The sequence below is a fragment of the Endozoicomonas sp. ALB032 genome (assembly GCF_049310125.1).
Lineage (GTDB): Bacteria > Pseudomonadota > Gammaproteobacteria > Pseudomonadales > Endozoicomonadaceae > Endozoicomonas_A.
In genome coordinates this window covers 1977765-2000574 of the sequence record NZ_JBLYNW010000001.1, presented here as the reverse complement: position 1 = coordinate 2000574, position 22810 = coordinate 1977765, and the positions used below count along the sequence as shown (strand labels likewise).

The 22810-nt window shown below is 45.8% G+C and carries 27 protein-coding genes and 2 pseudogenes; 22 read left to right on the top strand and 7 right to left on the bottom strand.

Annotated features, from left to right (window positions below; translation table 11 throughout):
* Positions 1-58: 58 nt before the first annotated feature.
* Complete coding sequence (gmk, locus tag ACO6VG_RS07045) at positions 59-676, bottom strand: guanylate kinase (RefSeq protein ID WP_422136272.1); 618 nt, start codon at positions 674-676, stop codon at positions 59-61.
* Positions 677-844: 168 nt separating this feature from the next.
* Here gmk and ACO6VG_RS07040 point away from each other — a divergent pair, with 168 nt between their 5' ends.
* The gene (locus ACO6VG_RS07040) at positions 845-2860 is read left to right on the top strand and encodes an EAL domain-containing protein (RefSeq protein ID WP_422473273.1); all 2016 of its coding nucleotides are present in this window, start codon (positions 845-847) and stop codon (positions 2858-2860) included.
* Between the two features lie 93 nt (positions 2861-2953).
* On the opposite strand, the gene ACO6VG_RS07035 is transcribed toward ACO6VG_RS07040, so the two are convergent.
* Both ACO6VG_RS07035 and ACO6VG_RS07030 read right to left on the bottom strand, forming a co-directional pair.
* Entirely contained in the window at positions 2954-3244 is a 291-nt protein-coding gene (locus ACO6VG_RS07035) for a HigA family addiction module antitoxin (RefSeq protein WP_422136270.1), read from the bottom strand.
* Positions 3244-3522, bottom strand: a complete 279-nt coding sequence (locus ACO6VG_RS07030) for a type II toxin-antitoxin system RelE/ParE family toxin (protein WP_422136269.1) — start codon at positions 3520-3522, stop codon at positions 3244-3246. Before ACO6VG_RS07030 ends, ACO6VG_RS07035 begins: the two co-directional genes overlap by 1 nt.
* 44 nt (positions 3523-3566) lie before the next feature.
* Between ACO6VG_RS07030 and ACO6VG_RS07025 the strand changes: the two genes are divergently transcribed.
* The 9 genes from ACO6VG_RS07025 (at position 3567) to ACO6VG_RS06985 (ending at position 8234) form a co-directional block, all read left to right on the top strand.
* Entirely contained in the window at positions 3567-3830 is a 264-nt protein-coding gene (locus ACO6VG_RS07025; RefSeq protein WP_422473271.1) for a hypothetical protein, read from the top strand.
* 39 nt (positions 3831-3869) lie between these two features.
* Positions 3870-4064: a type II toxin-antitoxin system VapB family antitoxin gene (locus ACO6VG_RS07020; RefSeq protein WP_422136267.1), complete on the top strand. Its 195-nt coding sequence runs from the start codon at positions 3870-3872 to the stop codon at positions 4062-4064.
* Complete coding sequence (gene vapC, locus ACO6VG_RS07015; RefSeq protein ID WP_422136266.1) at positions 4061-4456, top strand: type II toxin-antitoxin system VapC family toxin; 396 nt, start codon at positions 4061-4063, stop codon at positions 4454-4456. The genes ACO6VG_RS07020 and vapC overlap by 4 nt, the downstream gene beginning before the upstream one ends.
* 677 nt (positions 4457-5133) lie before the next feature.
* Positions 5134-5442, top strand: a complete 309-nt coding sequence (locus ACO6VG_RS07010) for a hypothetical protein (RefSeq protein ID WP_422136265.1) — start codon at positions 5134-5136, stop codon at positions 5440-5442.
* A gap of 426 nt (positions 5443-5868) precedes the next feature.
* Entirely contained in the window at positions 5869-6138 is a 270-nt protein-coding gene (locus tag ACO6VG_RS07005) for a hypothetical protein (protein WP_422412405.1), read from the top strand.
* Between the two features lie 30 nt (positions 6139-6168).
* On the top strand, positions 6169-6696 hold the full coding sequence (locus tag ACO6VG_RS07000) for a hypothetical protein (protein ID WP_422412403.1): 528 nt from the start codon (positions 6169-6171) through the stop codon (positions 6694-6696).
* A gap of 68 nt (positions 6697-6764) precedes the next feature.
* A complete protein-coding gene (locus ACO6VG_RS06995) occupies positions 6765-7070 on the top strand; it encodes a hypothetical protein (RefSeq protein WP_422139500.1) in 306 nt (101 codons plus the stop codon).
* 40 nt (positions 7071-7110) lie between these two features.
* Positions 7111-7593, top strand: a complete 483-nt coding sequence (locus ACO6VG_RS06990; RefSeq protein WP_422136261.1) for a nucleotidyl transferase AbiEii/AbiGii toxin family protein — start codon at positions 7111-7113, stop codon at positions 7591-7593.
* A 38-nt stretch (positions 7594-7631) separates the two neighbouring features.
* Complete coding sequence (locus tag ACO6VG_RS06985) at positions 7632-8234, top strand: hypothetical protein (RefSeq protein WP_422412401.1); 603 nt, start codon at positions 7632-7634, stop codon at positions 8232-8234.
* A 40-nt stretch (positions 8235-8274) separates the two neighbouring features.
* Here ACO6VG_RS06985 and serB read toward each other — a convergent pair whose 3' ends face one another.
* On the bottom strand, positions 8275-9501 hold the full coding sequence (gene serB / locus ACO6VG_RS06980) for a phosphoserine phosphatase SerB (RefSeq protein ID WP_422442056.1): 1227 nt from the start codon (positions 9499-9501) through the stop codon (positions 8275-8277).
* Positions 9502-9922: 421 nt separating this feature from the next.
* Here serB and ACO6VG_RS06975 point away from each other — a divergent pair, with 421 nt between their 5' ends.
* A complete protein-coding gene (locus ACO6VG_RS06975; RefSeq protein ID WP_422473269.1) occupies positions 9923-11239 on the top strand; it encodes a hypothetical protein in 1317 nt (438 codons plus the stop codon).
* 101 nt (positions 11240-11340) lie between these two features.
* Here the strand turns inward: ACO6VG_RS06975 and ACO6VG_RS06970 are convergent, their stop codons facing one another.
* Both ACO6VG_RS06970 and ACO6VG_RS06965 read right to left on the bottom strand, forming a co-directional pair.
* Entirely contained in the window at positions 11341-12042 is a 702-nt protein-coding gene (locus ACO6VG_RS06970; protein ID WP_422139498.1) for a hypothetical protein, read from the bottom strand.
* Between the two features lie 545 nt (positions 12043-12587).
* Entirely contained in the window at positions 12588-13316 is a 729-nt protein-coding gene (locus tag ACO6VG_RS06965) for a hypothetical protein (RefSeq protein ID WP_422139497.1), read from the bottom strand.
* Between the two features lie 266 nt (positions 13317-13582).
* Between ACO6VG_RS06965 and ACO6VG_RS06960 the strand changes: the two genes are divergently transcribed.
* Positions 13583-13783 carry a hypothetical protein gene (locus tag ACO6VG_RS06960; protein WP_422442055.1) on the top strand — a complete coding sequence of 67 codons (201 nt, stop codon included), beginning with the start codon at positions 13583-13585 and terminating at the stop codon, positions 13781-13783.
* A 372-nt stretch (positions 13784-14155) separates the two neighbouring features.
* Here ACO6VG_RS06960 and ACO6VG_RS06955 read toward each other — a convergent pair whose 3' ends face one another.
* Positions 14156-14863 (bottom strand): hypothetical protein, encoded by a 708-nt coding sequence (locus ACO6VG_RS06955; RefSeq protein WP_422473267.1) that lies wholly within the window; start codon positions 14861-14863, stop codon positions 14156-14158.
* A gap of 390 nt (positions 14864-15253) precedes the next feature.
* Between ACO6VG_RS06955 and ACO6VG_RS06950 the strand changes: the two genes are divergently transcribed.
* The 10 genes and pseudogenes from ACO6VG_RS06950 to ACO6VG_RS06905 all read left to right on the top strand — a co-directional run bounded on the left by ACO6VG_RS06950 (position 15254) and on the right by ACO6VG_RS06905 (position 22807).
* Positions 15254-15526: an N-6 DNA methylase gene (locus ACO6VG_RS06950; RefSeq protein WP_422411934.1), complete on the top strand. Its 273-nt coding sequence runs from the start codon at positions 15254-15256 to the stop codon at positions 15524-15526.
* Between the two features lie 61 nt (positions 15527-15587).
* Positions 15588-16628 carry a virulence RhuM family protein gene (locus ACO6VG_RS06945; RefSeq protein ID WP_422136251.1) on the top strand — a complete coding sequence of 347 codons (1041 nt, stop codon included), beginning with the start codon at positions 15588-15590 and terminating at the stop codon, positions 16626-16628.
* A pseudogene (locus ACO6VG_RS06940) lies at positions 16625-16735 on the top strand (cell filamentation protein Fic); the annotation flags it as partial. The gene ACO6VG_RS06945 and the pseudogene ACO6VG_RS06940, both read left to right, overlap by 4 nt.
* Complete coding sequence (locus ACO6VG_RS06935; protein ID WP_422139493.1) at positions 16734-16868, top strand: hypothetical protein; 135 nt, start codon at positions 16734-16736, stop codon at positions 16866-16868. The pseudogene ACO6VG_RS06940 and the gene ACO6VG_RS06935, both read left to right, overlap by 2 nt.
* 129 nt (positions 16869-16997) lie before the next feature.
* Positions 16998-17123 carry a hypothetical protein gene (locus ACO6VG_RS06930; RefSeq protein ID WP_422136249.1) on the top strand — a complete coding sequence of 42 codons (126 nt, stop codon included), beginning with the start codon at positions 16998-17000 and terminating at the stop codon, positions 17121-17123.
* 72 nt (positions 17124-17195) lie between these two features.
* Positions 17196-17546: pseudogene (gene rhuM / locus ACO6VG_RS06925) on the top strand (RhuM family protein); the annotation flags it as partial.
* Between the two features lie 163 nt (positions 17547-17709).
* Complete coding sequence (locus ACO6VG_RS06920; protein ID WP_422136248.1) at positions 17710-18987, top strand: AhpA/YtjB family protein; 1278 nt, start codon at positions 17710-17712, stop codon at positions 18985-18987.
* A gap of 91 nt (positions 18988-19078) precedes the next feature.
* Complete coding sequence (locus ACO6VG_RS06915) at positions 19079-19867, top strand: hypothetical protein (protein ID WP_422411931.1); 789 nt, start codon at positions 19079-19081, stop codon at positions 19865-19867.
* Complete coding sequence (locus ACO6VG_RS06910) at positions 19773-21674, top strand: TrlF family AAA-like ATPase (protein ID WP_422473265.1); 1902 nt, start codon at positions 19773-19775, stop codon at positions 21672-21674. Before ACO6VG_RS06915 ends, ACO6VG_RS06910 begins: the two co-directional genes overlap by 95 nt.
* A complete protein-coding gene (locus ACO6VG_RS06905; protein ID WP_422473263.1) occupies positions 21653-22807 on the top strand; it encodes an RNA-binding domain-containing protein in 1155 nt (384 codons plus the stop codon). The genes ACO6VG_RS06910 and ACO6VG_RS06905 overlap by 22 nt, the downstream gene beginning before the upstream one ends.
* Positions 22808-22810: the final 3 nt, after the last annotated feature.

The window sequence follows — 22810 nt, the reverse complement described above, 5'->3', positions numbered from 1 at the left end:
CCAGAGGCAACTATAGAATAAAACGGCAGCCCGATGGCTGTCGTTTTGCTCCTTATGTTCAGTTCAACAAACCTTCAATCAGGCCGGACTTGTAGTGCTGCATCCAGCCAATAGACAAGCGACGGCTCCTGATGATCGTTTGCAGGTCACGCAAAGCCAGATCAAACTCATCATTGATAACCAGGTAATCAAACTCTGCATAGTGAGACATCTCATTCACAGCCTGATTCATACGACGTTCAATCACCTCTAAGTCATCGGTGCCTCGACCGATCAAACGCTCACGAAGCGCTTCCTTGGAAGGAGGCAGAATAAAGATGCTGACGGCTTCTGGCATCAGCTTGCGCACCTGCTCGGCACCCTGCCAGTCAATTTCAAGAATAACGTCTTCGCCGGTATCCAGCTGTTCCCGTACCCAGGCTTCAGAGGTGCCATAGTAATTCCCGAAGACTTCTGCGTGTTCCAGGAACCGGTCCTGGTTCATCAGCTCCAGAAAAACGTCCTTGCTGGTGAAGTGATAGTTCATTCCGTCTGTTTCGCCGGGTCGAATCGGACGGGTTGTGTGGGAAACCGATACCTTCACATGGGGAGTCGACTGAACCATAGCCTTGACCAGACTGGTCTTGCCGGCTCCCGAGGGGGCTGCGATGATATAGAGTTTACCTTTGTTTACCATGATATCTCCAAACGACAGCAGTAAGACTGCCGGGGATTTAAATGAAACACTTCCGATGCACACTAAGTCTTTTGAACATTGCGGAGAATGATTAGAATGCAGTTTAACAGAAGCTAATAAGTCTTCTTTAGTAGAATAAGTTTTTGCAGGGGTTGCAACGAGGCCACCATGAATAATAACAAACAGCCGGTACGCCTGTTGACGCTTGAGACTTCCAGAAACGAGGCAGAGCGTTGGGTTAAACTTTTCCGCAACTCCGGCCTTCCGGCCCGCGTACAACATCTGGAAACTCTGGATGAGCTTGAAGAGGCGCTGAACACTGGCCTTTGGGATTTATTGCTCACGGTTGAAGAAACGCCCATGCTCAATGCCGAGCAGGTTTTGTCCAGCATCAGGAGATTAAAGCTCGATATTCCAGTCATTGTATCTGTTCATGATAATAAACCCGACATGATTAAGCACTGGCTGGAGAAAGGAGCAGGTGATGCCATCCATCACTGTCACGAAGAACACATGTTGCACGCCATTCTCAGAGAAAAAGCGAGTCAGGAACGCCGACAACAATTGCAAAAGCTGCAAAAAGAGCTGAACGACCTTAAGCAGCGTTGTCAACTATTGATGGACAATACTTCACAGGCCATTGCCTATGTTCACGAAGGCATGCACATCGATACCAACCCTTCTTACATCAAACTGTTTGGTTATGAAGACCCGGATGATCTCGCGGGTATGCCTCTGATTGATATGATCGCTTCCCAAGACCAGCCTCTGTTTAAAAATCTGATCAAGCATTTCAAACCGGGCGATGAACAGCCCGCTGTTGAGTGCCAGCTAATAAATGCTGAAGACCAGACGTTTTCGGCAACAGTCCTGTTATCTGATGCAGTGTTTGATGACGAGCCGTGCATTCAGGTCATAGTCAAAGCCAGTGCTCCCGCATCAGCAACAACGACGGTCGTTCATCAGGAAGACGATTCTATTCTGATTCCGCGAAAACACTTTACCTCGGTGCTCAACTCTGAACAGGAGCCGGAAACCCTGGCTTATCTGAGGCTCGATAACTATGACTCGATTCGGGAAAATATAGGCATTGACGGCAGCATAGCGGTTCAGGAAACAATCAGTCGGCTTCTCTGTGAACATGTACCCGAGAGCACGGCCACACACTATGGTGACGAAGTATACCTGATCAATGTCCATGAAAAGAATATTACCGATCTGGAGCCTTTAAGAAAGGCTCTGGAAAATGAACTGATCTCTGCAGGGCAGCAAACTCTCTTCACCACAGCCAGTATTGGCCTGGCTGAGAGTGGTCAGGAATGTGATGGACAAGCCATGCTGGAGCGCGCCCGTCTGGCCTGTCATCTGGCAGCCAGCAGCGGAGGTAATAAGCTCGAATTCTTTTCCCAAAGCGCTATCGATAATCAGAAAGCCTGTAATGGTGATACCGTTGCCATAATTCGTCAGGCTCTTGAAAACGACAGTTTTCGTTTGTTGTTCCAACCTGTGATCAGCGTAGCCGGAGATGGTCCTGGCTATTATGAAGTTCTGTTGCGTCTTCTTGACCAGAAGGGCAGAGAAGTCCCTGCCGGCGAGTTTATCAATGCCGCAGAAGACAGTGACCTGATGCCATTTATTGACCGATGGGTTATCCGTCAGTCCGTGAAGCTGCTGTCCAGAAAGCTCAGAAACGGTGAAGATACTCGACTGATGATTCACATCAGTCAGGCCAGTCTGGATGACGAAGAATTTACTGAGCGTCTGTCTCGCCTACTGCAAGCTGCAGATGTTCCAGGCCATATGATTATCCTGCAAATGGCCGAAAGACTGATTCACCAGCATCTCAATCAGGTTAAGTCTTTCACGGAACGTTTGCAGCCTGTTGGCTGTCAGTTTGCCATGACCCAGTTCTCGGGCGAGTCACGCTCCATGAGAATCATGGAACACCTGGATCTGGTGTTTGTGAAACTGGATTATCTGTTCACGGAAAAGCTTGATCGTAATGACGATGCTCATCTCAGGAAAGCCACGAAAAATCTCAAGAGCCTCAATAAAGTCATTATCATGCCCGGGGTAGAAAATGCCCAGACACTGACCAGCATCTGGCAGCTGGGTGTTGATTATATGCAGGGTCATTATCTGCAACCGCCTCTTGAATCCATGACCTACGACTTCAGCAGCTAGCAGCCTGTGACTTGAAATTGAACGATTGAAAGAGTTCAAAGCCACCCTGATCAATAGCGCCGTAACCGGCAAAATCAAGGTAGCCTCAGGGCATCAGGCAGCATCCGGCTGGTAGGGGGTAACGTCCAGCTCTTTCTGCTTCAGGTGCCACAGGTCATGGGCATTTTGTATCCGCAGCCAGTGGTCGGCAGAGGGTTTGCCAAACACCTTTTCCAAACGCAATGCCATTTCTGCGGTAATCGCCCCCCCACCGTTGATGATTTTGGACAGGGTTTTACGGCTTACGCGCAGGTGTTCGGCTGCCTGGGTAACGGAGAGTCCAAGCGGCTTCAGCAGATCTTCACCCAGAATTTCACCGGGGTGAGCGGGGTTATATATTGCCATCAGTGGTAATCCTCGTAATTGACTATTTCGACACCGGCCTGAGTCAGTCGGAAGGTAACTCGCCAGTTGCCACTGACGGTGACCGACCAGATACCCTGCCGTTCTCCTTTCAGCGGGTGCAGACGGTAGCCGGGAAAATCCATTTCAGAAATGTGCTCTGCTTCGTCCAGGTTAGTGAGAATACGCTGTAATTTTCTGGCATGTTGCGCCTGTATTCCCGAGGTTTTACCGGTACGATAGAACCGCTCCAACCCCTTATGCAGAAAACTGATTATCATAGCTAAAGTGTAACCTCAAAGGTTCCAGTGTCAATTGAGAGATAATGATGGTCAGCCAAACCAATGAGCAGGCACTTGGGGCTGCCATCGAACAGCAGCCTAACGGCATCTGCCTCAAACACTGGAACAGGGTAGCAAAGGATGCTGCCGCCGTTGCGCCGAGCCAGAGTTTCCAGCTGGGTTATACACAGGATTTCGATGCCCGGCATACTGTGGATAAGCTGTGCACAAAAAGAGGTTTTGGGCATTTCTGCAAGGAAGAGGGGGTTCAGGCCAGGGTGTTTGCTGTAATACTCTATCGTCACTAATATGTGTAAATATACAAATAATATACACATTGGTGAATCATGCGCACGAACATAGTAATCGATGATGATTTAATGGCACAGGCATTGAAGGCTACTGGACTGGAAACCAAAAAAGAAGTGGTGGAGCAAGGCTTGAAACTGCTGGTAAGACGCGCTCAGCAACAATCCATCAGAAGCCTGCGGGGCAAAATCCAGTGGGAAGGGGATTTGGATGAAATGAGGCGTCAACGATGATATTGGCGGATACCAGTGTCTGGATTGACTATCTCAATGGCAAGATCACTCCGGCATCGGATTTACTGGATGCCTGTCTTGTTGAGGGTACCCTCGCCATGGGAGACATTGTTTTTCTGGAAATTCTGCAAGGTATCCGGGATGACAAACAGTTCCGAAAAGTAAAAAGCAAGCTGTCGTTATTGGATGAATATACGCTGTTTGGCCCGTCCATGGTCATTAAGTGCGCTAATAACTTTCGGGCATTACGCAACAAAGGGATCACGGTTAGAAAAACCAATGATGTCATCATTGCCACATATTGTATCGAGCAAAAGATACCATTGCTCTACGCCGACAGGGATTTTAACCCCTTTTCCGATCACCTTGGGTTGATATCGGCACTGGCGTGAAAGGAATATGTCGTTTGTGGAGCAGGGTTTAAAAAATAGACTCTGTCAGGCCAGGCTTCTGACTTCAGAGGCTACAGGCAGCCTATAACGACGAGACTTACGCAGAAGCCTCCATCAGCATGGTGACAAACCTGGCGACTTTTAATTCGATAAATTATCAATATCTTCCGGGCGCAGACGGTTCTTGGCTTTGCCTTCACGGTATTCCCGGTCGGTATTAATGAATAGCACATGCTTAGGGTCTGCTGCCCTTTCTTTGCTGGGTTGAGCTTGTACCGCTTTTGGGCTGGTATAAGCAGATTTTTGTTGCAGAGTGCATGTTAACGTTATTGGAGAGATAGCACTCGAAAAAACCGACAACTAAAGCTGATTCGGTTTTTTCGGTTGTTTTACGAGATGGCATTTTTTTGTACTGGCAGGGATTATGGCTCGCTGAATGGGTTGGGCAGCTGGTCAAAACGGCTCAATAGCGTGTGAGTATCCCCATAACAATCATAGGCCATAGCGCAAATACGTCTGGCATGGCCCTCGAAATAGTCGCACCATATAGTCTCACCAGCACAGATGTTTCAAATCTTCCCTATTCGGCCAACAAGCCAACCTGCAAGGGAACAATCAAGAGATACCGTCAATGCTTGAAGTATTAATTTCTGCTACCAATGCCTTTTGCAAGTAATATGAAGGCTGATCTGGATCGGTTACCCAGTCCGGACGGAAAGCGCATTGGCACCCAGCCCATCGCTTCTGGCGATCATGTCATTGCCTGGCAGGTGCATGCGGTTAAGGGCTACCGGAATAGAAAGGAGTACACGGATGTTATTGCAGTAGAAGCCCGCAGCCGCTATGCCATTCTTTTTTCTAACCCGATGTTTTCTGATTTAAACGAGTTTGCTGAGCGATTTACCAAGCGCTGGGCCAGAGAGTCTATCCATATGGCCATAGTAGAGTGGCGCTACCACAGAAGACCAGGCTCAGACCATGTATGACCAGTTTCTGGATAGGGATAAGGTCATCCGGTTTTTCAGAAATACCGACCTAAGCGTCAATGGACATGTTACGGATGCTGAGCAGTGGCTGAGCCAGTCCTATGAACTTTATGGGTTGGAACAACTGAAGGAGAGTGAAGAAACCCTTTTCCTGCTAAAGCAACTACTCTTAACGGGCAGGAGGCATCATTGGCTCTACCAGATAATGTGGTCAGCCTTGATGAGGTACGCAGGCGTAAGAAGGTGTAATAGGCATAAAAAGCATGACTGAATACCAGTATTATGAGTTGGTAGCCGTTGACCGACAGTTGTCCAAAGAGGAGATGGGCTATCTCCGGGGGATTTCCAGCCGGGCACAGATATCGTCTACCCGGTTTTGTAACACTTATATATAACTACGGTGATTTAAAAGCCGACCCGAGGCAGTTGCTGAGCAGATTTTTTGATGCTTATGTTTATGTTTCCAATTTTGGCTACAAGGTTTTTGCCATCAAGACGCCTCGAAATCTTATCGATGAGTCGCTGCTGCTTCGTTATCTGGTGAATGATACCAGCAGTTACACTGGGGTGGCTGGTCACTGGATCATTGAGTTTGCTTATGAAAATGAAGACGGCTACGACGACGATTGGGATGAAGGTGATGGCTGGATGGGCAGCCTGTTGAACATTCGCAATGAGCTGATGCACGGTGACTAACGTTCACTGTATCTGTCCTGGTTATCTCAAATGGACTGGCTGGAGCCAGATTCCCTTTCCCCCGCCATCTCACCCGGCATTGATGATCTTTCTGCCAGCCAGAATGCGTTGTGTGACTTCCTGAAACTCGATGCTCAGCGGGTTGTAGCGTCGGCCCGGGTCAAACCGGATTATGTCAGTGTTCAGCCGGAAGCACTGGTTGATCGGGCTCAGGAGGTGCCCTCCAGCAGTTCGGTCACGGTTGGCCAACTGCTGGCTTCCGCCGAGGAATTGCGGAAAAAGGCCCATGAAAAGGCTATGGAACAGAAGCTGCGGCAACAACAGGAAAAGGCCGCAACTGTGGCCGCCAATGAAGATGCCTGCTGGCGCCGGGTGGAAGAGTTGTTTGAGAAAAGGCGTTCTTCTACGGTGTATTCTGAATTGTCTGCAGAGCTTGGTGATCTTCAACTCATGGCCAAAATGCTCGACAGACAAACAACCTACGATCGGAAGCTGGCAGAGCTAAAACAGCGTTATGCCAAGAAAACCAGCCACTGGCAGGGGTTAAGGTGCCGGTAAACGACCGCTGCTTATTAATCAATTAGATATCACAGACTGCCTTGAGCCCCAGCTATCATTGATTGGTTTTGAAAGGTACGGTTTGCTTTAAAAATGTTCAATCCATTGCCATAGCCTTGCGAAGGGGGGATTACAACTACATCAGTCTGGAATCCGCACTATCGGAATATGGTGCTATTTCCCAGATTCCAGTGGATCGGCTGACCATCATGACTACGGGGCGAAAGGGAGAGTATAAAACCCCTTTTGGGGTTCTTGAATTTACCCACACCCGCCGATCAGTCGCCGATATTCTGGACAGCGCCAGAGCCTCGTTATGCACAAATGAACATCGACAAATGGCAAATCTCAGTAATAACTTCTCCAGGCCGTAAAGATACTCCTCGGCAAAAAATCAAGATTGAAGTCGCTAATGTGCCTGCATACACCAAAAAAGCATTGCCACTGAGAGTGAATTATCCGTTTCTACCCGATGGCTATGGCGACACTTTGGTATTCACTAAAACCCTTGACGAAGTGCTTGCAGACAAGCTGATTGCATTGCCTGCGACACAAAAATACATTCGCTACCGTGATATATGGGATCTGCCCTGGCTTCTGCAACAGGGTGCCGAAATGAATGTTGAGCTGGTGAAAAAGAAAGTGAACGATTACCTGCTTGATGACTTTGGTTATTTTGAACAACGACTGGATCAATTGATTCAGAATATCCCTGAAATGGTATCCGATGGTCGTCTGAAAACGGAAATGCAGCGATTTATACCTTCTGACGTCTATGAACGCACACTGGGTAAGGAAAAATTTTCAGGCTATTTGTCAGGGACGTTAAACAAACTGTTTAGCGGATTGAAGGGAGAGCTTTATGGTAAAGATGAGCCTCCCGAGTTCAGAATGTGATGATGGCCGAATGTTCTTTACTGGAGTAATGATAACAAATGAATAACAGTAACCTGCCAGTCAAGCCTTCTATGGATTACGCTCAATTGCTGGAGGCTCTGAACCGAGCCAGCACCTTCGATCTGTTCCGACTGAACGCCATGATCCACCTGGAGCTGGAGTCGTCAGAGCGCATAGGGCGGATCAAGGCAGCGCTGACCATAGGACAGAAGCTGAGCTATTTTGACAGTAATAGCAATTCGCTTCGCGACTGTGAAGTCTTGCAGCTCAGGCAAAAGCGGGCACTGGTACTGGATTTTACCGATGGTAAACGCTGGTCTGTGCCTTACTACATGCTCAATCTTGAAGGAGCCGATGTCCGTGTTAATCATGAAACCCGGCAGGGGCTGAGTCGCCATGCCATTGCTGTTGGAGATCTGCTGGGTTTTAAAGATAAGCAGGGAGAGGAACATTTTGGGCATGTCCTCCGTCTGAATACTAAATCGGTCACCCTGAAGGTGGCAGAAGGGCAGTGGCGGGTCGCTTATTCACTGCTCTACCGGGTTCTGGATGGGCAGGGTGACCAGGAAGGGGAACTTTTGATTGACGGTGAGAGGGCTGATCAGTGCAGTGAGACGGTGCAGGGTTCATTACTTGAATGAATAAAAACTGTCTTCTAATCATTGAACGCCAGAACCTCGCTTAGCTGTTATCCTGACTCAACATTTGCAGGCCTTTGTCACCGAAGCCTAACAGGTAAAGTATGCTATCCAGACCCAATATTGAGACAGACTGTCTGGCGCTCTGTCTGACCAGGGGCTTGGCCCTGAACGCAACACCCAACCCGGCCACTCCCAGCATGGGCAGGTCGTTAGCTCCATCGCCTACGGCAATGGTTTGCTCCAGAGAAATCCCCTCTCTCCGGGCGATCTGTTGGAGCAAGGTCGCCTTGCGCTCGCCATTGACGATTTCACCTTTGACTGCACCAGTCACTTTGCCATCAACTATTTCCAGTTCATTGGCAAAGATATAGTCGACCCCTAATCGCTCCTGAAGGAAGCGAGCAAAGTAAGTAAAACCACCAGACAGAATGGCTGTTTTATAGCCCAGGGCATTCAGGCTCTGAAACAGCTTCTCAGCCCCTTCTGTTATAGGAAGCTTTTCGGCTATGCCTGCCAGAACCGACTCATCCAGACCTTTCAGCATGGCCAGTCTCTCGCGGAAACTCTCATTAAAATCCAGTTCGCCCTGCATGGCCCTTTCAGTGATTTCTGCCACCCTGTCACCCACACCCGCCGCTTCAGCCAGCCGATCAATAACCTCGGCTTCAATCAGGGTAGAGTCCATATCAAACACCGCCAGTCTGCGATTTTGACGATAGATGTCGTCTTCCTGAAAGGCCACATCCATATCCATCTCCGGGGAGATGTGTAAAAAGTCCGCTCTCAATTTATCCAGATCGGGAGAAACACCCCCGACCGAGAACTCCAGACAACGGCCAGACAGTCGGGTAATCTGATCGATATTCAGCCCATGTTCAGCCGTGATATTGGCAACACCGGCGATTTGTTCTGCCGTTATATTTCTGGAAAGCAGGGTCAGGATGTAACGATTGTTGCCCTGACCGGATACCCACTGTTCATAGTCTTCATCAGAAAGGGCCTGATAATTAAACTGAAGTTCAAGCTCATCAAAGTGAAAACGCAGATCTGTCACCACGGGAAAGGTTTCCAAACCTTCTGGCAATCGAAGGATGATCTGCCATGAAAGAGTCCCCACGGTCAGGGTGTCACGGATAATCGACTGGCGAGTATCAAGCATTTCCAGCCCCCCGTTCTGATGAGCACAGGTGGCCATGATGGTCGTTATTGTGGACATCAGACCGGGCTTGTCTTGCCCTGTCACGTTGATCAGCAGAATCTCTCTCACAGTTCACCTGACTTCTTATCGTTTTGAATGAAAAACGGTGGTAACCAGCCTTGTTCTATCGCTCATGGTGGTTAGACAATGCATTGTAACTCATAGAGCTCATTGCCGTCAGGCAGTGAGGAGCCCTGACGCTTTTTGTCCTATATTCTGATCTGGTTAAAAGGGGGAATCACGTCATGGACAGCTCAAATAAAACACTTTATGAGTCAGAAAAATCTGGGAATTGGAAAACAAGCTACACTGTCGATTTGTTGCAGTAATCCATCAAAGGCAATGGGTATTTACCTGCTCTGCATCAATATCCCCACTCAACATACGACAATCAGGGTTTGTGTAGCATTGCAGGTCGGAGTGATCAATAGTCGGCACCGTTCAAGCATTAGGTGTTTCCAATTTATTTTCTGCTAAGTGGGGTTTTTCAATGCGAAACAGCTTACGGCAAACATTGTTATTTTTTACTTTGATTGCAGTAGGAACAGTTAAAGGAGATTCTCCCCCAACCCCTTCGCCTGAGCCATTATCTATAGTGCTGGGCGATGGTTCCATTATTGTTGTGGGCGATATAATTTTATCCATCCATGGTTTTACTCCGTTTTTTGATTCCCAAAAAGGCTCAGTACTGCTGATTTCAGACATTAACGAAAAAGATACCATCAGACTTCGGGCAGATGGTGGCCAGTCTCTGGTTGTGACTGATCGTTCAGGTCATCTGATCCACATTGATTTGCAGGCTCTGTTAGAGAAGAAGAAGGCTGCTTTTGTGCCTGTTGATGCTTCAATTCAGACTGAAAAAACAGGACAGTTTTTTTCGGGCATCACTATAAAGGCAAAAACATTGCCAACTGGTTTAAACGGCTTGCCGACGAGTGTTTTTTTACAAAGCAGCGATTATCGAAAGAGCAGTCAGCGAGAACAATATTCAGGCAGCCTGACTCCAGATCAGGCTATTTTTTCTCTTGCAGGTCTTGGCAGCAAGGGAAACTCTCCCTTGTCAACAAGTCATGGACTTCTGGGAATAAACGACGACAAATCAATACTCTCTAACTTTCTGGATTATCCGATAACACCAACTTTTGTAGAAGTGACGGCCTTTATGAATTATGAAAACTACGCAGATACTGAAAACGTTAATGACACTATGATTCTGCTGAGGTTCCTGGTGGAGAAATTGAAAACAATAGAAATGCTTCATTCTCTTCTAATGACAGATTTTTCTGAAGACTTTCTTGATAAAGAAGAATTTAATGAAAGATTCTGGGTGGAAGACCAGCATCAATCGCTGAAGCTGGAAAGTCTTTATCATTATTTGGTATCCAGAAAGCAAAGAGAAATAGACAATGCGTCCCAAACTATTGATGGTGCGACCGGGAGCGCTTCGGCAGCGTTGCCAGGGTCTCAAAACGCAGTGACAGCAATGGGTTGTGCGATTGCCAGATTGATTAGAATACTATTCCCGGAAAATACAGATGAAAGAATCAATTCTATCCTGGAACAATCTATTGGACCGGCGGTTACAAGGGAAGAAATATTTTCACGGTTTCATCAAGATGATGAATTGCTACTGGCAGGCATACTAACAGCATCATGTCTTGCAATGCGTCATATGCGACATGCCGAAGAAAGAGCAGGCATAGAAGAGTCAGATGAAGATGAAACCTCAAGCTCGAGCTCAAGCTCAAGCGAGAACAGTGATTTTGAAAGATGGTATGAAAAAAAATATGGTGGCAAACCCAATTGACCTGTTTGGTGATACCTATGAGTTTCTGATCTCAAACTATGCCGCCAGGTAAGTCTCTATAAGTAAACCTTTTCACTATAAGCTGTATTTTCGTCAGGTTATTAGCCAACAGACAAGCCTTTAAGACCATCAAGTAACGATTTGATCTGTAATACCTCAAATTCACATTTTGCAGCTTGATAGACGGGGCCGCCAGGAGCAAAAAGGAGTTCTTCAAATTTGACGCTGGTTTGAATAGCTGGTAACCCATTCATATGACCACATTCGAGTGCACTTTTAATAGCACTATTATGGAATAGAGAGAATAACACCTCATCCCCATAATAAAAGTGCTTATAAATAGCACTAAAACCATCACCGGATTTATGTTCCATAACTTCTGAAATATTGCAAGGTTCAAGATACCCGAGTAATTGGATGACCTTCTCAAATACTTGAATATACTGGCTAGAATCTGTCTTTTCAAAAAGTTTATCGATGGCAATTAGACTTTTTTTAACTGAATCCAAGCGCATTATGATTCTTGACAAAGTTTCCTGAGCTTTTTTGTTTGTTGCGTCTATTTCACTGCTTGTCTGGTTAGACACTACTCTCTGTTCAAGTGACGTGCTGGTGCTGGCAACGGCTCCCAACCTCTGACATGAGTGATCGGGATCAATCCTGTTTACAGCATGACTCAATGAAGAATCAAGATTATCAGCTACCGTTGTAGTTCTGCCAAAACTGACACCCTCTGGTGTTTCCTTCTTAGGCTTTAGCGAAAATAAACCAACAATGCCGGAATTGTTATCTACATTATTCATATTTACTACCTTTTTTAGCTAGCTTCGTTCTCACTTAGCAAGAGCATTAAAAAAATGACTTAATAGTTTTGAGTTAATTTTGGAACAAAGGTTCATAACATTGAAGTCAGTGCAATTAACAAACCTGCGAATAAGGCATGATCTATTCGATGATTTTATATTTACGGTAAGTCAGGCCACTTTCAGACAGTTACTTGTCATTTTGTAGTATTTTGGCGCTCCCAGACCTCTTCCGGGCGAGGCTTTCGGCGAAGGTAGACTGTCCCTTTTTTACTGACAGAGCTATCGAGATCCTTGCTCCGCCTATTGCTGATTGCAATAGCCAAATCTCTGAGTGGCAGCGTATTGTTAGAAGAACATCATTTTCAGGAATGCCTCAATGACCAGAGCCCCAACAAACTGTTTTAGCTGTTATTGCAGGGTCATTGATTTTACCCCGCAGCTGTCTTTGATTTACTCACCCTATTCAACTTTGAGTACTGTGCAAACCATATCAAACAAAACGAGTAAGCTGTAGCTCACTATAAACTGCCTTTTCGCTCAGGTTATTCGTGGACAGGTAAACCTTTAAGACCATCAAGTAACGATTTGATCTGCAATACCTCAAATTCACATTTTGCAGCTTGATAACCGGGGCCACCAGGAGCAAAATAGAGTTCATCAAATAAGGCGCTGGTTTCAACAACTCTAGCTCCCAGCTTCACAGGATTACGTGTATCACCAGGACTGACAGTATTCTGCAATAAAGAGAATAACATCTGACCCCTATAATAAACATTAAAATCAACAGTACTAAAAAAATCATCACCGATTTTAACAGAACCTGCCCCAACATTAAATCTTACAACTACTGAAATCTTGCAAGGTTCAAGATGCTGAAGTAATTGGATGATATTCTCTAATACTTGGATATCCCGAGTATGGGCTGTATTTCTACAATATTCATCCTCGGCAATTATTTTTGTTTTAAAATCATCTAAGTGATTTATAATTTTTGACACAGCCATCTGGGGTCTTTTTTTTGCTGCGTCTATTTCGGTGTTCGTCTGGTTAGACACTACTCTCTGTCCAAGTGACATGCTGGTGCTGGCAATAGTTTCCAACCTCTGGCTTGAGTGATCGGTGTCACTTCCGTTTACAACATGGCTCAATGAAAAATCAATTTTGTCAGCTGCCATTGTGGTTCTGCCGAAGCTGACACCCTTTGGTGTTTCCTCCTTAGGCTTTAGTGAAAATAAACCAACAATTCCGGAATTATTATCTGCTTTATTCATATTTAATACCTCTTTAGTTAGCTTCATTCCCACTTAGTAAGAACATTTGAGATTGATTCAATAGTTTAGAGTTGGTTTTGGCACAAAAGTTCATGACATTGAAGTCATTGCAATTGAATAACCTGCGAATAAGACCTGATCTATTCGATGATTTTATATTTACGGTAAGGCGACTTTACAGGTAGTTCCTTGTCATTTTGTAGTATTTTGAGTCTCCCAGCCCTCTTCTGAGGGTGTCGCAAAACTCTCTCCGGCGTGGGAACGCGTTGACTCCCGTCATTGCAAGCTTCATTCTCGTCATTCCCGGCTTCATTCTCGTCATTCCCGCGAAGGCGGGAATCCACACTGACTCTCCACCAGAACCATACTGCCCGGTGTCCCCCTGGCCTTGTCATCCCCGAGAAGGCAGAGATCCACCATTGGCGCTGGATTCCCGCCTTCGCGGGAATGACGACTTCAGAGCGTGAGAACGAGCTGTTGAAGTTTTGCGACACCCTCTTCTGGGCGAGGCTTTCGGCAAAGGTAGTAAGTAGACTGCCCCTCTTTTACTGGCAGAGCCATCGAGATCCTTGCTCCGCCTATTGCTGATTGCAATAGCCAAATCTCTGAGCGACAGCGTATTGTTAGAAGAAGATCATTTTCAGAAATGCCTCAATGACCAGCTCCCAGCAGGCTGTTTTCAGCTGTTGGTGCGGGGTCATCAATTATACCCGGCAAATGTCCGCTCACCCTGTCCAGCTTTAAGTACTGTGCGAGCCATTTCAAACAGAATGGCAAAATATAGCTCACTATAAGCTGCTTTTTCGTCAGGTTATTAGCGAACGGACAAGCCGATAAAATCAGCTGCTCTGAAGTCTCTCAAACTCACTTTTTGCAGTTTGATAACCAGGAGCACCAGGAGCACCAGGAGCACCAGGAGCAAAATAGAGTTCATCAAATAAGGCGCTGGTTTCAATAACTTCAGCTCCCTTCTTTAAAGAATAACCTTTACCACAAGGCATGAAAACATTATGGTGTAAAGAGAATAATACCTCAGACCCATAATAAAAATTAAAATCAGTAGTACAAAAAGAATGATCACCGAATTTAACAAAGCATGTGGAATCACAGCATTCTGCAAATTCTGAAATATTACCAGGTTCAAGATGCCCAAGTAATTGGATTACATTCTCAAATACTTGGATATCTGGGTTATGAGCTGTATTTCTACAATATTTATCCTTGGCAATTAGTCTTTCTTTCATACCATCCAAGTGATCTATGATTGCCGACACATTCTCCTGAGCTTTTGTTTTTGCTGCGTCTATTTCGGTGTTCGTCTGGTTAGACACTACTCTCTGTCCAAGTGACGTGCTGGTGCTGGCAATAGTTTCCAACCTCTGGCTTGAGTGATCGGTGCCACTTCCGTTTACAACATGGCTCAATGAAGAATCAACTTTGTCAGCTGCCATTGTGGTTCTGCCGAAGCTGACACCCTTTGGTATTTCTTCCTTAGGCTTTTGCGAAAATAAACCAACAATTCCGGAATTCTTATCGACGTTATTCATATTTAATACCTCTTTAGTTAGTTTCGTTCTCACTTAGCAAGAACATTTGAGATTGATTCAATAGTTTAGAGTTGGTTTTGGAACGAAGGTTCATAACATTGAAGTCATTGCAATTAACAAAGCTGTGAATAAGGGCTGATCTGTTCGGTGATTTTATATTTACGGTAAATCAGCCCACTTTTCAGACTGTTGCTTGTCATTTTGTAGTATTTTGACGCTCCCGGCCCACTTCTGGGCGAGGCTTTTCAGCGAAAGTGATAAACTGAACTCTTTTTTACTGACAGAGCTATCGAGACCCATGCTCCGCCTGTTGCTGATTGCAGTAGCCAAATCTCTGAGCGGTAGCGTGCTGTCAGAAGAACCTTATTTTCAGGAGTGCCTCAATGACCAGTGTCCAACGACGTTCGTGGCTCAGTAGTTGGCTGTGATTTTAAAAAAGAGACCAATAACAATGTGCTGACGGATCAACATATCCAGCAGATTATGGCGTTCTTCGACAGCAAGGACGATGTGGAGCATGTCGCAAAGTCGGTCAGCCTTGAGACGATCGCTGACAATGACTACAACCTGTCGGTCAGCAGTTATGTAGAAGCCAGGGATACCCGGGAGAAGGTTGATATTACCCAGGTGAATGCTGAGCTGAAAACACGGTTGGCAAAATAAATCAACTACGCTCGGAGATTGATGCCATTGTGGCTGAGTTAGAAGGTACAGAGGTTAAGGCATGAGAAAAGACAACAAAAAATTCGTCCGCAACTCCACTGCGGAGTTTCTGATTTTTACAGCCCAGTCCGAAACGCAGAGCATTGAAGCTCGTTATGAAGATGAAACCATCTGGCTGTCACAAAAACTCATCGCGCAACTCTTTGGGGTTGATGTGCGAACAGTGAATGAACATTTGAAAAATATCTTCCAAATGGGCGAATTACAAGAAAATTCAGTTATCCGGAATTTCCGGATAACTGCCACAGATGGCAAAAAGTATAATACCAAGCACTACAATCTGGACACGATCATTTCTGTGGGCTACCGGGTGAACTCTGTGCGTGCTACTCAGTTTCGCCAATGGGCTACCCAAGCCCTGAGAGACTTTGCCATCAGGGGTTATGTCATCGATAAAGAGCGTATGGAAAATGGCTCCTTTCTCGGGGAAGACTACTTTGAGAGACTGCTGGAAGAAATCCGCGAGATCCGCCTCAGCGAACGCAGATTTTATCAGAAAATAACTGATATTTACTCGACCAGCATCGATTACAACAAGGATGCTCCTATCACCCGAGAATTTTTTTCAAAGGTTCAGAATAAACTTCATTACGCAATTCATGGCCACACTGCAGCTGAACTGATCAAAGAACGCGCAAATAGCGAAAAAGCAAATATGGGGTTAACCAGCTGGAAAAACTCACCCGATGGCAAAGTCCTGAAAACTGATGTCTCTGTTGCGAAAAACTATCTTAGTAAAGAGGAGATGGATGGATTGAGCCGAATCGTCAACGCCTACCTTGAACTGGCGGAAGCACGTGCCCTGAGAAAGATGCCCATGACCATGGAGGACTGGGCCAAAAGACTGGACCAGTTCCTCGAATTCGATGACCGTGAGATCCTGCACAACTCTGGAACAGTATCAAAGCAAATTGCAAAGGACTGGGCAGAAAGTGAATTTGAAAAGTACCGCATTGTTCAAGACCGTCTGTTTGAAAGTGACTTCGACAAAGAGATAAAAAAAATAGAAGCCTCCCAAAAGAAAAATGGAGGCAAGCCATGATTCCGGTCAATAAATTAAACATCACCGACCAAATAGAACTGGCCAAAGCAGAAGAAAAGCTCAGCAAGCAAAAAGCCAAACAGCTCTTGGATTCTGGTGATATCAATGGATAAATTCGACACCCTGACCCACTCCATCACCGAAGGCTTACCCCGAGAAATTGAGCTGCGCCAAAAGCAGTACGAATACTACCGTGACCTGCTGCTAAGCTTCCCAAAGCCAGAAGAGAGGGCAGCCTGACATGAGCCATAAAAACCTGAGCCTGCAAGACCAAACCACCAAATTCCTGCTTTATACCGCTCCCGGTGGAGATGTAAAGGCAGAGAGGTCCTGCTGAACAATGAGACCCTATGGCTAACCCAGAAGCGTATGGCTGAACTGTTTGGCGTGGGTGTTCCAGCTATTTCCAGGCATCTGGAGAATATCTACTCCAGTGGCGAATTGGATCAAAAAGCAACTATTTCCATTTTGGAAACAGTTCAACAGGGAGGGTAAGCGGGAGGTAAAACGCAAGCTCGAGTACTACAACCTGGATGCCGTCATTTCCGTAGGCTAACCCAAGCCACACAGTTCCGCATTTGGGCGATAGCCTTAATCAAGGAATACATCATCAAGGACTTTGCCATGGATGATGAACGTTTAAAAAATGGCCGGTATTTTGGTAAGGATTACTTTAAAGAGCTGCTGGAGCGGGTGCGTTCCATCCATGCCAGTGAGCGGCGTATTTACCAGCAGATTACCGATATCTTTGCCGAGTGCAGTATCGACTATCATCCCAAATCAGACACCTCTCGTTTGTTTTATGCCCATGTGCAAGACAAATTTCATTTTGCTATTACCGGTCATACGGCAGCGGAAATCATCGCTTTAAAAGCCGATGCCGACCAACCGCTGATGGGCACTAATGACCTTATTTAAACAAACGTGCGTGTTTGAAAGTCAGGTTTTAACCACATTCTCTGTTAGAATCGTGCCTATTGGCACCCAATGCGTACTTCAATGCACAAAGCTCCGCGTGATCGGCACTCTGGCAGAACAGTTCAATGGAAGCGCCTGACATAACACCTTAGGAGGCTCGGCCTTGTCATTGCCGAAAAAAATCATCACCCTGTTTGCCAGACAATCAGAAGCTCTGTCCCTTCGCCAACAACTATTGTTGCTGTTTGGCGTGCTTTTCACAGCCCTGACTCTGTCTACCGGCTTTCTGGTCAGCAGCGAGCTGGAGTCTGCCAGCCGTCATCAGGCTGACTCCATCGGAAGCCTGCTGAGTGCCCAGACAGCCAGTGCGGCCACCGATATGCTGGTCACAGGAGACAGGCTCAGTCTCAACGTATTGCTGGGACAGCTGGTGCAAAACCCTTACGTGGCCAAGGCCGCCATATACAGCATTGATAATCGTGAAATAGCCTCTTCAGAGAGCGATGAGGTCGGTGAGAAGGGTGAAACTTATTCGTCACCGATACACTATCAGGACGTAATTGCAGGCTATGTCCGCCTGCAACTGGACAGTGAGTTACTGACCCGAAATTCCGGCGATGCTCTGACACTGATCATTACGATCAGCATCATTCTCCTGATCAGTGGATTGTTGTTGCTCTCCTTTTTCGCCTCCAATATCACTTCCCGACTTAAGCTTATTGAAAGGCAGTTGCATTCTATTCTGCAATCCCCGGCCAATCCGGTCTCCTTTAGAAATGAAGTACTTCGACTCTCTGGTTTTGTGGAAAAACAACTGACTGAAAAACTGATGGACTCCATTGAGCCGGAACCCGAGGAAGAGGAAAAAGAGGAAATCTCGGCCATTATCAGTGTCCGCAATAAAAACCTGTCCCGATTGCGGCAACTGCTGGCCCCCCACGATCTGATGAACATTATTGAGACTCAGAGCGAAGCGCTCAGGTGTGCCACTCAACATTACCAGGGCGAGTTAAGTTACACACCAGATGGCACCGGGTATATTCACTTTTCCAGTCTGGAAAGTGCTTCTTTTGCCATGGATGCCCTGAGTTGTGCCCTGTTAATACAAAGTCTTAACAGGGTGGTTGGCGAGCAGAACATCGCTTCGCTGGAGATGGGATTGGGTATCTGTATCAGTGACGGTATCTGTGATTTCCCCGGTAGCGAGCATCCCTCACAATCCGACAATGCCGCCAGTCATGCGTTGATGCTGGCGAGTCTTCCTGACTCGGAAGGTATTCACATGTTTCGTGATCAGCTCAACTGGCTGCCAGCCGGAGAGCCCGAAATAAAACTCAGTGAACAGGGCGAAGATATTGTGGAGGTCACCGGTTTACCTGCAGAACAGCAGCAAGCCATTGCACAGGAGGCTTATTCCATCAGCCGGGAGCTGGAGCGATAGTCAACGCCTACTGTTTTCTTCGCTCATAGCTGTTTAGAATCTACTCAGGAGGGTGGTCAATGACTCTAAACCGATTTCAAAATGGCAGTCAATGGTTTTAAAGGCCGATTTTCATCTGCACACACGCGCAGATAAAGAATTCAGCTATAAGGGTGAAGATAATGATTATCTTAATCAATATATAGAAGCCCTGCTGGTTGCAGACATTGGTCTTGGAGTCATTACCAACCACAACAAATTTGATCTGAATGAATTCAAAGCTCTGCGCAAAAAAGCCAAAAAGTCCGGCATTGGTTTATTGCCGGGTATTGAGCTGTCAGTCAAAGATGGACAATCAGGTGTACATACTCTGGTCGTATTTTCTGATGAGTGGTTTAACAACAAGGAGCAAACTAACCATATACAAAGTTTCTTAAGCCTGACGTTTGCGGGTATTGCCAACTTTGAAGATGAAAATGCTCGCTCTAACCATGACTTGGTAGACACTGTTCGGGAATTGGATAAATTCCAAAAAGACTATTTTTTGGTTTTTGCTCATGTCGAAGCACCCAATGGTTTGTGGGGTGGACTATCACCCGGGCGTGTTAAAGAATTATTTGATACTACTGCTGTTCAGCACAGAGCCCTGGCTTTCCAGAAGGTTCGGTCCCGCGATACTCGAGATAAGATGAAGCAAGCATTGGGTAAGCTCTATCCAGCGGAAGTCGAAGGAAGTGATGATAAGCAGCTGGCGGATATGTCCGCCAGAAAAGAGTCCTGTTTTTTAAAGCTGGGGGCTTTTAGTTTTGAAGCAGTCAAGTGCCCTCTGGGACAAGGAAGCCAGGGTTCGCCCTGTGCAACCAGGATACACTCACTCATATATCCGGAAAGTCAGCTTTGAAGGTGCTGGCACCTTGGGTGGTACAGAGATATTTCTTTCTCCTGAACTGAATACTTTGATAGGCATTCGAGGTAGTGGGAAGTCATCCATTCTTGAAGGAATTCGTTATGCGCTGAACATTTCCTTTGGAGCAAAAGCATCCGATATTGATTACAAGGAAGGACTGGTTAAGCACCTGTTACATAGTGGTGGAAAAATCACTATTGATGCCATCGACCGTCGCGGACAGCCCTACCAAGTTCGCAGAATTCTAGGTGAAAGACCCGATGTTTTTGTTAACGGGCAATTACAACCGGGAGTCTCTATCCGGGAAACCGTCCTCCATCAGCCTATCTATTTTGGTCAAAAAGATCTTTCCAGTACTGGAGCAGGATTTGAAAAAGATCTGATAGAAAAACTGGTAGGTGATGCTCTCGTACCCGTGCGTGAAAAAATTAAACAGGGTCAACACAATGTGCTGGATGCAATTCACCAGATCAAGAGGCTTAACCGGGCGGTATCTCAAAAACAGGAGTGGACACAAAAACAGCAAGATGCCCAGTTTCAACTGAAATTTTATCAGCAGCACGGTGTGGAAACCAAACTACAAAAACAGATTGACTTTGACCGCGATGAACGAAAAGCACAACAAGTTGTTCTTGGTGCTGATAATTACCTGTCTGAATTGAACCGTTTTATAGCCAACTTTGAAGATGAGCTAAAAAATCAGGTTCTCTATAAGTCACCACAGAACAAACCGTTTTTTGATGACTTTTTTACTACCTATCAAAGCCTGTTAGCTGGCTTTGATAGCATAAAGCAGGTAGTTACCGATAGTCAGGTTACGTTGCAACAATTACGAGAAAAGCTTTTCGGCTTTAGTGAGCAAAAACTATCTCTGAAAGAAGAGTTTGCAGAAATAGAACGAAAGCTTGCGGGAGAACTCAAGAAAGCCGGTGCACAGGCCATCAGTCCACAGGAGTTTAAGCAATTAAAATCCTTATTGGATCAGGCAGAGCAAATGCTACAAGTGTTAGCCAAGAGTGAGCAACAATACAGCGATCTTGGTGAAACTCTTGGGAAGGAGTTGGATGGCCTCGATAAATTATGGTCAGAGGAATATCGTGCTATCGAACAGATCCTCGATAAGATCAACCTTGTTGACTCTCCTTTGAAAATTCGATCCGATTTCAAAGCCAGTAAAGCCGCTATGCTTAAGCATATTCAGGACTTGTTCCGTGGGAGCCGTATTCGTGAGATAACGCTGCAAAGTGTTGTCGATGAGTTTCAGGACTTTGGCGCTATGTGGCGTGAAAAAGATCAACTAAAATCTCTTCTGGGTGGCTCGTTTGATACGTTCTGGCAGTACTTTGAAGATAAACTAGACAGCTTACTTACGTGGCAGGTGCCTAATACTTACACCATTGAATATCACAACAAACCTTTGGCTCACCACTCTTTAGGTCAGAGGGCTTCTGCGCTCATGCTCTTTGTTCTAAGCCAGCGAGAAAACGACGTTGTTATCATAGATCAGCCAGAAGACGATCTCGATAACCAAACTATCTATGATGATGTCATCAAGTTAATACAGGAGTTAAAACCAAAAACTCAGTTTATCTTTGCAACTCACAACGCAAACATACCCGTATTGGGGGACGCCGAACTGGTCATTGCCTGCGAATACCTCGATGATAAAGTCCAGCCCAATAGCGGAAGTATTGACTGCTGCAACATACAGCAACGAATTGTTAGCGTCATGGAAGGTGGAACAGAAACCTTTGAGAAACGTAAACAGGTATACGAAGCATGGAAACCGCAGAACTCTTAGGCATTATTGCCAATGGTGAAGATTCCAGACACCAGTTTAAAGCAACTATAAACAACGTTAATTCGTTGGCATTAGAAATGGCCGCTTTTAGCAACTCAAAGGGCGGTCATATTATTATTGGCGTCAATGATGATGGCACAATAACAGGGCTCTCTGATGCTCAGTTACGAAAAATAAATCAAGATATTGCCAATGCGGCAACAAACAACGTAAAGCCAGCAATCAACCCAATTACCCAAAACTTTTCCCTTCCTGGTGGAAGGGTATTGGTATTAATTGTAGCGGCCGGTTTAGTCAAACCCTACATGGACTCAAATGGTTACATTTGGGTAAAAAACGGTTCTGATAAGAGAAGAGTCACAGCCCGCGAGGAGCTTCAGCAGATGTTTCAGGAAGCAGGGTTGGTACATGCTGATGAGTCTTCGGTGCAAAACTCTTTTACAACTGAGCTTGATGAAGAATTTTTTGACACTTTCTTTGAACGAGAATACGGAGAGTCTGTAGATAAACAGCACATTTCTCGTTCACAGTTATTAGAAAACATGAATTTTGCAAAAGATGACTTGCTGAATATTGCAGGTACATTACTGTTTTCCACTCGCCCACAAGTTCGACTGCCTGTTTTCATTGTCAAAGCGGTTGCCTTCCCTGGAAAAAATATTGAGGACAATCAATATATTGATAGTCAGGATGTTAAGGGCAAACTAACCGATATTTTTCAGCAGTCTCTGGGGTTTGTGCTGTCGAACATCAAGCACATTCAAAAAGATCAAGGGTTTAACTCCATTGGTGAGCCTGAAATACCACGTATTGTTCTTGAAGAACTCATCGCCAATGCGTTAATACACAGAGACTACTATATCTCAGCACCTGTAAAATTATTGGTATTTACTGACCGCATTGAAATTATAAGCCCAGGACATCTGCCGAATAACCTGACGGTAGAGAACATAAAAATGGGCAACTCTAATGTTCGCAACCCCGTCCTTGCATCATTTGCCCCCAGATTGCTGCCATACCGAGGTCTTGGTAGTGGCATCAAGCGAGCAATCAAAGCCTACCCAGATATAGATTTTATTGATGATCGAGACTCAAATATCTTCAAGGTAACTATTTTTCGTAAAGGGTGCTGAATA